Source organism: Streptomyces marianii (assembly GCF_005795905.1).
Lineage (GTDB): Bacteria > Actinomycetota > Actinomycetes > Streptomycetales > Streptomycetaceae > Streptomyces > Streptomyces marianii.
Window position 1 is genome coordinate 4,403,918 of the sequence record NZ_VAWE01000001.1, and the last position, 12,730, is coordinate 4,416,647.

The window sequence follows — 12,730 nt, forward strand, 5'->3', positions numbered from 1 at the left end:
CCGCGCCTGCTGCCCGCTGCCCCGGACGCCCGATCCCCGGTGGCCGCCGTGATTGTCGGTGCGCCCCGATAACCTCGTATGCGTGTCGTCCCTTGCGCTGTACCGCCGCTACCGACCCGAGTCCTTCGCCGAGGTCATCGGGCAGGAGCATGTCACCGACCCGCTGCAGCAGGCGCTGCGGAACAACCGGGTCAATCACGCGTACCTGTTCAGCGGGCCGCGCGGATGTGGAAAGACGACCAGTGCCCGCATCCTCGCGCGGTGTCTGAACTGTGAGCAGGGTCCCACTCCCACCCCCTGCGGCGAGTGCCAGTCCTGCCGGGACCTCGCGCGCAACGGGCCCGGGTCGATCGACGTCATCGAGATCGACGCCGCGTCGCACGGCGGTGTGGACGACGCCCGCGAGCTGCGGGAGAAGGCGTTCTTCGGGCCCGCGTCCAGCCGTTACAAGATCTACATCATCGACGAGGCCCACATGGTCACCTCGGCGGGCTTCAACGCCCTGCTGAAGGTGGTCGAGGAGCCGCCGGAGCACCTCAAGTTCATCTTCGCGACGACCGAACCCGAGAAGGTCATCGGGACGATCCGGTCGCGCACGCACCACTATCCGTTCCGCCTCGTGCCGCCCGGGACCCTCAGGGAGTATCTGGGAGAGGTGTGCGGCAGGGAGCGGATCCCCGTCGAGGACGGGGTCCTCCCCCTGGTCGTCCGGGCCGGGGCGGGTTCGGTCCGCGACTCGATGTCGGTCATGGACCAGCTGCTGGCCGGCGCCGCGGACGACGGTGTGACGTACGCCATGGCGACGGCCCTCCTGGGCTACACCGACGGATCATTGCTGGACTTGGTCGTGGACGCCTTCGCGTCGGGCGACGGTGCCGCGGCGTTCGAGGTCGTCGACCGGGTGATCGAGGGCGGCAACGACCCGCGCCGTTTCGTCGCGGATCTGCTGGAGCGGCTGCGGGACCTGGTGATCCTCGCCGCGGTGCCGGACGCGGCCGAGAAGGGGCTCATCGACGGGCCCGCGGACGTGGTCGAGCGCATGCAGGCGCAGGCCCAGGTGTTCGGGGCAGCCGAGCTCAGCCGGGCCGCCGACCTGGTCAACACAGGGCTGACGGAGATGCGGGGTGCCACCTCGCCCCGGCTGCAGCTGGAGTTGATCTGCGCCCGGGTGCTGCTGCCCGCCGCCTTCGACGACGAGCGGTCCCTGCAGGCCAGGCTCGACCGGCTGGAGCGCGGTGCCGCCGCGTTCACGGCGCAGGGTTCCGGGCCGGCGATGGGATACGTACCGGGGCCGGAGGCGCATGCGCCGATGGTTCCGGGTGGTGGGCCCGCCGCCGCGCGTGCGGCGGTACGGGGCGGGGGAGCGGCACCCGACCAGGCCCAGCCGCAAGCGGCCCCGCCGCGCCCCGCCCCGCCCGAGCCGGCCCAGCCCGCCCGGCCTGAAACCCTGGAGCCCGGGCCGGCGCAGGCCCCCCGGCAGTCCGTCGAGGAGGAACCCGCCGGGTCCGCGGTCCCGCAGTCCCGGACGGACCCGTCCCCGGCTCCCGCCGAGGAGTCCACCGCACCGCGCCCCGGCGCGTGGCCGGGTGCCGCGGCACCCGGATCCGGTGGTGGTGCCGCCGCACGTCCGGGCGCCTGGCCTTCGGCCACGGCGCCCGGCCAGGGCGCCCGCCCTCCGGCGGTCCCCGCGGCCCCCGCCCCCGCACAGGCTCCCGCCGCTCCCGCCCAGCCGCCACCGGTCGCGCCCGCCGCGGCCCAGGGAGCCGCCCAGGTGCGCAACATGTGGCCGGGCATCCTGGAGGCGGTGAAGAACCGCCGCCGCTTCACCTGGATCCTTCTCAGCCAGAACGCCCAGGTGGCCGGCTTCGACGGCACCACCCTCCAGCTCGGTTTCATCAACGCCGGAGCACGTGACAACTTCGCGAGCAGCGGCAGTGAGGACGTGCTGCGGCAGGCGCTCGCCGAGCAGTTCAACGTCCAGTGGAAGATCGAGGCGATCATCGACCCGTCGGGCGGTACGGGTCAGCCCCCGTCCGGCCCTGGCGGATCGTCCGGCGGCTACGGGGGATACGGCGGTCGGCCCGCCCAGTCCCCGCCCGCCTCGCCCTCACCGCAGCCTTCGCAGGCACCGCGGGCGCCCCAGCAGCCGGCGGCGCCTTCCTCACCGTCACCGGGTGGGGGAGGCGGTCCGGCTCCGCAGCCGGGCCCGTCCGCTGCGGAGCCGGCAGGGGCCGCGGCTCTGCAGGCCCCGCCGCGGCAGCCCGTCGCGCTCGAGGACGATATCCCGGAAGAGGACGATCCGGATCTCGTGGACTCGGCCCTGTCCGGTCACGACCTGATCGTGAGGGAGCTCGGTGCCACCGTTGTGGAGGAATACACAAACGAGTAGGCGGTGCCGCTTCGGCGGCCCGCACAAGATCACCGGTGGCGAGCGGGCTACCCTGGCTGCCGTGAAGGTCCTCGTCATCGGCGGCGGCGCCCGCGAACATGCCCTGTGCCGCGCTCTCTCCCTCGACCCCGACGTATCCGCTCTGCACTGCGCGCCCGGCAACGCCGGAATCGCGGACGTCGCCGAGCTGCACACGGTGGACGCCCTCGATGGCGACGCCGTGGCCGCACTTGCCGGGAGGCTCGAGGCCGATCTGGTCGTCGTCGGCCCCGAGGCGCCGCTCGTGGCCGGTGTCGCCGACGCCGTACGGGCCGCGGGCATCCCCTGCTTCGGCCCCTCCCGTGAGGCGGCCCGGCTCGAGGGCTCCAAGGCCTTCGCCAAGGAAGTGATGGCCGCGGCGAACGTCCCCACGGCGCGCAGCTACGTCTGCACCACCCCGGAGGAGGTCGACGAGGCCCTGGACGCCTTCGGCGCGCCGTACGTCGTCAAGGACGACGGGCTCGCCGCTGGCAAGGGCGTCGTCGTGACCGCCGATCTGGAGCAGGCCCGGGAGCACGCGCTGGCCTGCGGCCGCGTGGTCATCGAGGAGTACCTCGACGGACCCGAGGTCTCGCTCTTCGCCATCACCGACGGCGAGACGGTGCTTCCGCTTCAGCCGGCGCAGGACTTCAAGCGTGCGCTGGACGGCGACGAGGGGCCGAACACGGGTGGCATGGGCGCGTACTCGCCACTTCCGTGGGCCGATCCGAAGCTGGTCGACGAGGTCGTGGAGACCGTGCTCCAGCCCACCGTGGACGAGCTCCGCCGCCGTGGCACACCGTTCGCGGGCCTGCTGTACGCAGGTCTCGCGATCACCGGCCGCGGCGTGCGCGTGATCGAGTTCAACGCCCGTTTCGGCGACCCCGAGACCCAGGTGGTGCTCGCCAGGCTCAAGACCCCGCTCGCGGGTGTCCTCCTGCACGCGGCCCGCGGCACTCTCGCCGACGAGGCGCCGCTGACCTGGCGCGGCGACTCCGCCGTGACCGTCGTCATCGCCTCCCACAACTATCCGGCCAAGCCCCGCACCGGCGACCCGATCGGCGGCCTTGACGAGATCGCCGTGCAGGACGCGCCGCACGCCTACGTCCTGCACGCCGGGACCAGGCGGGAGGGCGAGGCGATCGTCAGCGCGGGCGGCCGGGTGCTGTCGGTGACCGCGACCGGCGAGGACCTGACCGAGGCCCGCGAGCGCGCGTACGCCGCGGTGGAGCGCATCCACCTGGACGGTTCGCACCACCGCAGGGACATCGCCGAGAAGGCAGCGTCCCACCCCTGACGCCCACCGGGCTCCACCGCCCCCGCCCACCGGGCTCCACCACCCACGGACGGGCGGGGGCGGCAGCCGCTCCCCGGTCCGGTGAGCGGGTTCCCCTGCCCGCTCCCCCAGAGCCTCGGGGCGGGGCACCCGGGCCCGCTCGTGGCGGGTTCGGAGACCCGTCCGGCCCACCGCCCCCTCCGGCCTGTTCGTCTGACCGCCGCGCGGCCGTCCCCCAGAGGACGGCGCCCTGGCCCGCGTACGGCTGCGGCCCGCCCGTTCGGCGAGGTCCGAGGGTCTGCGAGGCCCCGGTCACAATGTCAGCAGCTTTGCCCAAAGGCATTCCATCGAGTGACCGCTGCCCCATCCGGATGACGGCCGGGAAAGGCCCAACTAGGGTGCGGCGCAAGCGTTCCGGCACTTGGCCCACCGACATTGCGATGTCTGTGACGGGTGCCACAGTGGGGGAGTGAGCAACACCGCCGCAGGGCAGAGGGGGTGAGTCCGGCCGTGTCCGGAACCGTCGTCGGTGAGGAGGCGGGCGCGCTGACCGCGCGTTCCCGTGCCCTCGCCGTGCTGCGGGTGCGCAGCAGGGCGCTGGCCCTGGTGCTGCTGCCCGCCGCCGTCGCCGTCGTGCTGTTCGTCGGCGGGGTCACCGGCCGGATCGGCGGCGCCCACTGGGACCTCGCGCGCTGGGTGGTCACCTGCGCCGCCGTCCTCGTGCTGCTGGCCGCCGCCGTGGTCGCCGCCGTCATAGCCCGCGCCAGGCCCGCCGTCAGTCCGACGGTGCCGCTGGCCCCGGCCGCGGCCCCCGATCTGTACCGGCTGGTCGAGGACCTGGCCGAACGGATGGACGTGCCCGCCCCGTCGGCCATAGCCCTCACCCCGGACTGCGACAGCTGGCTGGAGGACCGCACGCACCGGGCGCACGGCCCTCGCCGCGCGTCCCGGGACGCGCCCCGGGGCGACGCACCCGTCCTGGTCATCGGCTCCCCGTTCCTGTGGTGGATGCGGGTCGCCGAGCTGCGCGCGGTGCTCGCGCCGGTCGTCGCCGGCACGGGCCCCTCGGCGCATCCCGACATAGCGGCTGCGCGCCGCTTCGTGCGCGGCCTGGACGCCGCGGCCGGGCTCGCGGCCCGTCCAGGCCTCGGGCCGGTGCGAAGGCTCGCGTGCGGTGCCGTGGGCCGGGTCGCCCGGGTGCTGCTGCGCGGTTGCCGCGGTCATGCAACGGAGATGGAGCGCGGAGTCGCCGCAGCCGCCTCCGAGCGTGCGCAGGCGGTGGACTACGGGCTGAGGATCGTGGCCCAGGAGCAGGTCGGCCTCGCGTACGCGGGATGGGACCGCCTGCTGACCCGCGTGGCGCTGCCCGCCTGGCGGATGGGTCGGTGGCCGAGCCGCCTCGACGCGGGAGTGGTCTCGGCGCTCACCGAGCTCTCCCGCCGCGACCGGCTGGCGGAGGGCTTCGCCTCCCGGCTCGGGGAGCGTCCGGCCTGCGATCTGCTGGAGGAGCCGGGGGCGGTGGACGAGGCCGCGTCGCTACTGGCCGCTCGGCTGTTCCACGGCGGGCCCGCCGAGATCGGGCCGGACTGGTCGCCGGTGGACTGGCAGCAGTACCCGGAAGAGGTCGTCGACCGGAAGTGGCGCACGGAGGCCGCCCGGCTGCACCGGGTCCTCGACGCGATGGGCGTGCGGCCGTCCGCGGGTGTTCCCGCGGGCCCCACGCTGGCCCGCGTCATGGAGCACCTCGCCGGCCGCTCCGAGCCGCCGCCGGCCGACGGCCCGGCCCAGGTCCCGCCCGTGCCCGGGGCGCCGGACACCGAGGGGCCCGGCGCCGCGCTCGCCGCCGGGATCAGCGCCGACGTGGCCCGTGAGGAGGCCGCGCGCGAGCGTTCGGCCACACCACCGGGGGCCGCGGACCGCACGGGCGACGCCCCGGACCCCTGGGGCAACGACCCGCTGCCCCTCGTCCCCCTCCAGCCGCCGCGCACCGCACGGGAGCTGCTCGCCGACCATGTGACGGCCATGGTGTGCTGCGCGGCCGTGGACACCGCCGGCGCCGCTCCCGGCATGGACTGGCTGGACGGACCGGCCCTGCTCATCAACGGTGAGCGCCGTGCGGACGTGGGTACCCGGGTGCTCAGCCTGGTCGAGGACGGGGACCCGGAGCCGCTGCGTTCCTGGCTGGCGACGGCAGGCGTCCGGGTCGAGAAGCCGGTCCGGCTGGTGTGAGGGAAGCCCGGTCGGTTTCCGCCACCCTCGGCGGGAATGTTGCGTTCCGTTCACGTCAATTCACGACGAACGGTGACGGAGTGCGTGCGTTATGTGATGTGCTGGGATCGGCGCTGACGGTCAGCGCGCCGGCACCGGTCTCGGGGGACGAGGGAGGGGCGCACGATGGGGGCGGAGGAGATTCGTAGGGCGGAGCCGATCCGGCGCTGGGAATCGGGTGCCCTCGCCCATGCCGTCACGGATCCGTTCGGCCAGGGGCCGCTGCCCTGGCTGCGCGGCAGCGAGTACTACCTCGACGACACCGGTCAGGTCGTGCCCTGGTACGCGGACCCGGACGCGGCGGTCGGCCGCGGCGGGCGCTCACGCGGTCTGCGCACCGCCGACGACGTGCACCGCCAGATCAAGGGCTTCGCGTCCAACGGCGCGGTCGCCCCCGGTGAGGCGATCGACTTCCACGTGACGGTCGACCCGCCCCAGCGGTTCTCGGTCGACGTGTACCGCATCGGCCACTACGGCGGCGACGGAGCCTCCAAGATCATCACCAGCCCCCGTCTCGCCGGGATCGTCCAGCCGCCGCCGCTCGCCGCCGACCGCACGGTCTCCTGCCACCACTGGTGGCTCTCCTGGCGGCTGCAGGTGCCGTCGTTCTGGTCCGTCGGGGCCCATGTAGCCGTCCTCACCACCGAGGACGGCTACCGCTCGCACATCCCCTTCACGGTCCGCGACAGCCGCCCCGCCGATCTGCTGCTGTTCATGCCCGACATCACGTGGCAGGCGTACAACCTCTACCCGGAGGACGGGCGGACCGGCGCCAGCCTCTATCACGCCTGGGACGACCACGGCCGGCTACTCGGGGAGAACGACGCCGCGACCACGGTCTCCTTCGACCGCCCCTACGCCGGGGCGGGCCTGCCGCTGCACGTCGGGCATGCGTACGACTTCATCCGCTGGGCCGAGCGGTACGGCTACGACCTCGCGTACGCCGACACCCGTGATCTGCACGCCGGGCGGGTCGACCCGGGCCGCTACCGCGGCCTGGTCTTCCCCGGCCACGACGAGTACTGGTCGGCGCCCATGCGCCGGAACGCCGAACTGGCCCGCGAGCAGGGCACGTCCCTCGTGTTCCTGTCGGCCAACACCCTGTACTGGCGGGTGGAGCTCGGCCCGTCCCCGTCCGGCGTCGCCGACCGGCTGCTGACCTGCCGCAAGCGACGCGGCCCCGGCCGCTCCGCCCTCTGGCGCGAGATCGACCGCGCCGAGCAGCAGCTGCTCGGCATCCAGTACGCGGGCCGGGTGCCCGAGCCCCACCCGATGGTGGTGCGCAACGCCGACCACTGGCTGTGGGAGGCGACGGGCGCCGGGGACGGCGACGAGATCCCCGGGCTGGTCGCGGGGGAGGCCGACCGCTACTTCCCCCGGACCCCGCTGCCCGACCACGAGGGCAGGATCCTGCTGGCCCACTCCCCGTACACCGACGGTGACGGCGCCACCCGTCATCAGGAGACCTCGCTCTACCGGGCCCCGTCCGGCGCGCTCGTCTTCGCCTCCGGCACCTTCGCCTGGTCGCCGGCGCTCGACCGGCCGGGCCATGTGGACGAGCGGATCCAGCGCGCCACCGCCAACCTCCTCGACCGGATCTGCAAACGCGACTGAGTCCCCCGGCCGTGCCCCGGGCCGAGTCCCTCCGGAGCGGGCCCGGGAAGGGGAGTCCCCCACGGAGGGGACGGACGCACGGACCCTCCGGCCCCCGCGGTCCCCGGGTGCGAGAGAATCGGAAGCGCTCCTGGATCAACCTACGCGGAGGAACCGTGTCCGGATTCGTAGAAAAGCCCGAGCCGATTCAGGTCACGGGCCTCACCCACCTCCACACGGGCAAGGTGCGCGATCTCTACGAGAACGAGGCCGGGGACCTCGTGATGGTGGCGAGCGACCGCATCTCCGCGTACGACTGGGTGCTGCCCACCGAGATCCCGGACAAGGGGCGGGTGCTCACCCGGCTCTCCCTCTGGTGGTTCGACCGTCTGTCGGACCTCGTCCCCAACCATGTGATCTCCACCGACCTCCCGGCCGGCGCCCCAGCCGACTGGGCCGGTCGCACGCTCATCTGCAAAGCCCTCGACATGGTCCCGGTCGAGTGCGTCGCCCGCGGCTACCTCACCGGCTCCGGCCTCGCCGAGTACGACGAGAGCCGTACGGTCTGCGGGCTGGCCCTGCCCGAGGGGCTCGTGGACGGTTCCGAGCTGCCCGCCCCGATCTTCACCCCCGCCACCAAGGCCGCCGTCGGCGACCACGACGAGAACGTGCCGTTCGAGGAGGTCGCCCGCCAGGTCGGTGCGGAGACGGCCGCGCTGCTGCGCCGGACGACGCTCGACGTCTATGCCCGCGCCCGGGACATCGCCCGTGAGCGCGGCATCATCCTCGCCGACACCAAGTTCGAGTTCGGCTTCGACGGCGAGCGGCTGGTCATCGCGGACGAGGTGCTGACCCCGGACTCCTCGCGCTTCTGGCCCGCCGACCAGTGGCGGCCGGGCCGCGCCCAGCCGTCGTACGACAAGCAGTACGTGCGCGACTGGCTGACCTCGCCGGCCTCCGGCTGGGACCGCAGGAGCGAGCAGCCCCCGCCGGCCCTTCCGCAGGAAGTCGTGGCGGCGACCCGCGCCCGGTACCTGGAGGCGTATGAGCTGCTGACCGGTGTCGCCTGGTCGTGACGCGAAGAAGCCCCCGGCCTCAGGGCCGGGGGCTTCTCGACTGGAGCGGACGACGAGGCTCGAACTCGCGACCTCAACCTTGGCAAGGTTGCGCTCTACCAACTGAGCTACGTCCGCATGCGCCGTGGCGCGGAGCCCACTATACCCAACCTCGCTCGCGTGCGAGGCGCACTGCGGTGTGCCGGTTCTCCGCACCCAGTTTCGCCGCCGCCGCCGAGAGGTAGTTGCGGACCGTGCCCGGTGACAGCGAGGCCCGCTCGGCGATCTCCGCGACCGGTGCCCCGTCCTCGGCGAGTTCCAGCACCTCCGCCTCGCGCGCGGTGAGCGGGGAGTCCCCGGCGGAGATGGCGTCGGCGGCCAACTCGGGGTCGACGTAACGGTTTCCCTCGTGCACCGTACGGATGATCTCGGCGAGGCGCCGGGCGCTGACCGTCTTGGGCACGAAGCCGCGCACCCCGGCGGCGAGCGCTCGCTTGAGATGGCCGGGACGGCCGTGACTGGTCACGATCATCGTCCGGCAGCCGGGCAACTCGGCCGTCAGTGATGTGGCGACCTTCACACCGTCGCCGCCGGGCATCCGGAGATCCAGGACGGCCACGTCCGGCCGGTGCGAGCGGGCCATCGCCAGCGCCTCCGTACCGGATGCGGCCTCCGCGACGACGAGCAGATCGTCCTCGAGCGCGAGCAGCGCGGCGAGCGCGCCACGGATCAGATGCTCGTCGTCGGCCAGCAGCACCCGTACGCGATCCTGCGTCACGCCCAGTCCCTCCTCGCGTTCTCGCTCTCCGTTCCGCTTGTCCCGTACGTCACACCACGGCGCCCCGTTCCGTTCCGCCGGGTTCCCCGCCAGGCGCGCGTTCGTCCGTCGTGCTCCCGCCCGTGGCGGGTTCGTCCGCCGCGCCTCCGGCCTCCGCGGGTTCGTCCGTCCCGCCGGGCGGTGCGGGCGGCTCCTGCCTCGGCACGTCGGGCGTGCCCCCCGCTGGGACCGGCACCCGTGCGGTGAGGCGGAAGCGGGCGCCCGGGGCGGGGCCCGCGGTCAGCGTGCCGCCCAGTGCGGCCAGACGCTCCCGCAGCCCGGTGAGACCGGTCCCGGGGGCGCCGGGGGCGGCCGGAGCCCGGACACCGTCGTTCTCCACGGTCAGGACCGCGGCGCCGAACGTCGTCGTGAGCCCGATGGCGCACTGCGCGGCGTCCCCGTGGCGCAGTACGTTCGTCGTGGCCTCGCGGACGACCCAGGCGAGCGCGGACTGGATCTCCACCGGAAGGTCGTCGGCCGTCCGCCCGTCCTCCGGCGATCCGATCGTGCAGCTGATTCCCGCGGCACCCAACACCCCTCGGGCCCCGTCCAGTTCGGTCCGCAGATCCGCGCCCCGGTAGCCGCGTACGACGTCCCGGACCTCGCGCTGGGACTCCCGGGCGATGCGCTGCACTTCGGTCATCTGCTCCAGCGCCCGGTGCTCGCCGCCGCGTTGCGCGAGCTGTACGGCGAGTTCGCTCTTCAGCGCGATCACCGCGAGACTGCGGCCCAGTACGTCGTGCAGGTCCCGGCCGAACCGCAGCCGCTCCTCCGCGACCGCGAGTCGCGCCTGCACGTCGCGGGCCTCGCGCAGCTCCCACATCACCCCGAGGACCCACATCGAGACCCGGGCGGTGAAGGCGAGCCAGCCGATGGTGAAGGCTACGGTCCCGAGGGTGACCAGGGACTCCGCGGCGCCCCGGCCGGTCAGCGGCACCAGCACGCCCAGCAGGGCCAGCACGCCCCCGTGGATCAGTACCGTGGTGCGTCGCCGCACGATCAGGCAGTGCGCCGTCGCGAACGGGACGAGGGCGGTCGACAGCGCCATGGGCAGCATCCCCTTCATCCCGACCGTCGCCGCCAGCCACAGCACCGTGCCGGTCGCCAGGGCCGTCATGAACGCGGCCCGGCCCACCAGCCTCCGGGGGACCGGCCCCTGTCCCAGATAGGCGTCCATCGCCTGACGCGCCAGCAGGGTGGAGACCACGCCGTTCGCCACCGCGAGCAGCGGGGCGCCGACGGCCGCCACGGGGTGTGCGCCGGTGCGGACGGGCCGGGTCAGCATGAGCAGCGTCAGCGCGAGCAGCGCCACCCAGACGAGGAGGTACACGGTGCCGCGTGTGTAGAGGTCCACCTTGGCGAGCCCGCTGCGCCCGCTCCAGTCCCGTACCCGCACCCGGGACACCCCCGATCTTCCCGTCCTCAGCGCCGCGGCTCCCAGCGGAACCACCGTCGCACAGCAAACACCGAGATCGCGGTCCAGGCCAGCGCGTTGAGCGCCGCCCCGGTGAGCTGTGCCGCGTCCGCACCGCCGCCGACGCCGGCCTCCACCAGGCGCATCACTCCGGTCATCGGCAGCAGTTCGCACACCGAGGCGACCCGGTCCGGCAGCACGTCGAGCGGGATGAACAGCCCGGAGCCGCCCGCCGAGACCATGAACAGCGGAAGGGTGGTGATCTGCGCACTCTCCACGGTCCGGGTGATCGCGGAGGTCGCGGCGGCCAGGGCCGTCATCACGACGGTGCCCAGCAGCGCTCCGACGACGAGGAGTTCGGGCCGCCGGGGGGCGTCCGCGCCGAGGAGCACGACCCCGGCGGCGACCACCAGGACGCTCTGCGCAAGTGCGAGCGCGGCCGCGGGCAGCGCCGTCCCGGCCAGGATCTCCGTGTCGGACACCTCGCCGGTCCGCAGCCGCTTGAGCACCAGCTCCTCGCGCCGGGCGACGAAGGCCGAGGTGAGATTGAGGTACACGACCAGGATCAGCACCATGCCGACTCCCCCGGTCATGAGGGCTTCCGCGATGCTCAGGCCGGCTCCCGCGAGATCCATCCCGCCGAGCGTCCCGCGCAGGGCGCCCACCATCGCGACGGGCATGAGCAGTGCGACGAACAGGGCGGTCCGGTTCCTCACGAGGAGTATCAGCTCGGCCCGGCCCAGGGCGCCCAGCCGTCCGGCGGCCGTGGTCCCGGCTCCGGACCCGCCCGGGGCCCTCGTCCCCCGACTCGCCCTGCTCTGGCCCGCCGTCTTGGTCGGTGCGGTGTCCGCATGCGTGGTGTTCGTGTGCGTGGTGTTCGTGTTCACAGGGCACCTGCCAGTTCCGTGTCCGTGCCCGGCCGGGCGATCTCCAGGAACGCCTCCTCGAGCGAGGCGGAGCGGGCGTCGAGGCGGTCGAGTCGTACGCCGGACTCGTCCGCCCAGCGCAGCAGTTCGCCGAGCGAGCGCTGCAGTTCACGGGTGCGGATCTCGACCCGCTGCCCGTCCGCGGCGGCCCGCAGTGTGAGCGGCAGCCGGGAGGCGGGCACCTCCCGCGGCAGGACGAAGCGGATGCGCGACGGCCGCGAGGCGGTCACCTCGTCCGGGGTGCCGGTGGCGACGATCCGCCCGGCGTGCATGATCGCCAGCCGGTCGGCCAGGCTTTCCGCCTCCTCCAGGTAGTGCGTGGTCAGCACCACGGTCGTGCCGGCGTCCCGCAGTTCCCGCACCAACTGCCAGGTGTCGCGGCGCCCTTCGGCGTCGAGGCCGGTCGTCGGCTCGTCGAGGAAGAGGACCTCGGGCCGGCCGAGCAGGGCCAGCGCGAGGTCGAGCCTGCGCCGTTCGCCGCCGGACAGTTGCTTGACCCGGACGCCGGACCGCCGCCCGAGACCCACGAGCTCCAGCGCCTCCCCCGCGGGGCGGGCATGGCTGGTGCAGCCGGCCCACATCCGCACCGTCTCGGCGGCCGTCAGGTCGGAGGGGAATCCACCCTCCTGGAGCATGACCCCGATCCGGGGCCGTACGGCGGCCCGTTCGCGGTACGGATCGCGGCCGAGGACGTGCACGGTGCCGGCGCTCGGGAGGGCGAGTCCCTCCAGCAGTTCGACCGTGGAGGTCTTGCCGGCGCCGTTCGTCCCGAGCAGCGCGAACAGTTCGCCGCGCCCCACTGAGAAGGTGATTCCGCTCACGGCCTCGAACCCACCGCGGTAACCGCGGCGCAGTCCGGCTGCCTCGATCACGTGCCCATCGCTGTTCATGGATCCAGCGTTCCGCCGGACCCCGGCCGTCGGCAGTGCGCCCTGTCATCGGCGCGCATGACAAATGTCAGAACCGGTGGGCGG

The 12,730-nt window shown here is 73.8% G+C and carries 9 protein-coding genes and 1 tRNA gene; 5 read left to right on the plus strand and 5 right to left on the minus strand.

The features are described 5' to 3' along the window. Positions 1-82 precede the first annotated feature (82 nt). From FEF34_RS19825 to FEF34_RS19845, 5 genes are all read left to right on the plus strand, one after another. Complete coding sequence (locus FEF34_RS19825; RefSeq protein ID WP_138054365.1) at positions 83-2,389, plus strand: DNA polymerase III subunit gamma and tau; 2,307 nt, start codon at positions 83-85, stop codon at positions 2,387-2,389. A 61-nt stretch (positions 2,390-2,450) separates the two neighbouring features. Next, the gene (purD, locus tag FEF34_RS19830; RefSeq protein WP_138054366.1) at positions 2,451-3,704 is read left to right on the plus strand and encodes a phosphoribosylamine--glycine ligase; all 1,254 of its coding nucleotides are present in this window, start codon (positions 2,451-2,453) and stop codon (positions 3,702-3,704) included. Between the two features lie 489 nt (positions 3,705-4,193). After that, a complete protein-coding gene (locus FEF34_RS19835; protein WP_138054367.1) occupies positions 4,194-5,912 on the plus strand; it encodes a M48 family metalloprotease in 1,719 nt (572 codons plus the stop codon). Between the two features lie 165 nt (positions 5,913-6,077). Further along, on the plus strand, positions 6,078-7,565 hold the full coding sequence (locus tag FEF34_RS19840; protein WP_138054368.1) for a N,N-dimethylformamidase beta subunit family domain-containing protein: 1,488 nt from the start codon (positions 6,078-6,080) through the stop codon (positions 7,563-7,565). 155 nt (positions 7,566-7,720) lie between these two features. Then, complete coding sequence (locus FEF34_RS19845) at positions 7,721-8,620, plus strand: phosphoribosylaminoimidazolesuccinocarboxamide synthase (protein WP_138054369.1); 900 nt, start codon at positions 7,721-7,723, stop codon at positions 8,618-8,620. A gap of 41 nt (positions 8,621-8,661) precedes the next feature. Here FEF34_RS19845 and FEF34_RS19850 read toward each other — a convergent pair. The 5 genes from FEF34_RS19850 to FEF34_RS19870 form a co-directional block, all read right to left on the minus strand. Beyond that, positions 8,662-8,737: transfer RNA gene (locus FEF34_RS19850), tRNA-Gly, on the minus strand. Positions 8,738-8,759: 22 nt separating this feature from the next. Continuing rightward, complete coding sequence (locus FEF34_RS19855) at positions 8,760-9,377, minus strand: response regulator transcription factor (protein ID WP_138054370.1); 618 nt, start codon at positions 9,375-9,377, stop codon at positions 8,760-8,762. 49 nt (positions 9,378-9,426) lie between these two features. After that, positions 9,427-10,821 carry a sensor histidine kinase gene (locus FEF34_RS19860; protein WP_234042467.1) on the minus strand — a complete coding sequence of 465 codons (1,395 nt, stop codon included), beginning with the start codon at positions 10,819-10,821 and terminating at the stop codon, positions 9,427-9,429. Between the two features lie 17 nt (positions 10,822-10,838). After that, the gene (locus tag FEF34_RS19865) at positions 10,839-11,717 is read right to left on the minus strand and encodes an ABC transporter permease (protein ID WP_407698287.1); all 879 of its coding nucleotides are present in this window, start codon (positions 11,715-11,717) and stop codon (positions 10,839-10,841) included. Beyond that, on the minus strand, positions 11,714-12,646 hold the full coding sequence (locus tag FEF34_RS19870) for an ABC transporter ATP-binding protein (protein ID WP_138054372.1): 933 nt from the start codon (positions 12,644-12,646) through the stop codon (positions 11,714-11,716). The genes FEF34_RS19865 and FEF34_RS19870 overlap by 4 nt, the downstream gene beginning before the upstream one ends. Positions 12,647-12,730 lie beyond the last annotated feature (84 nt).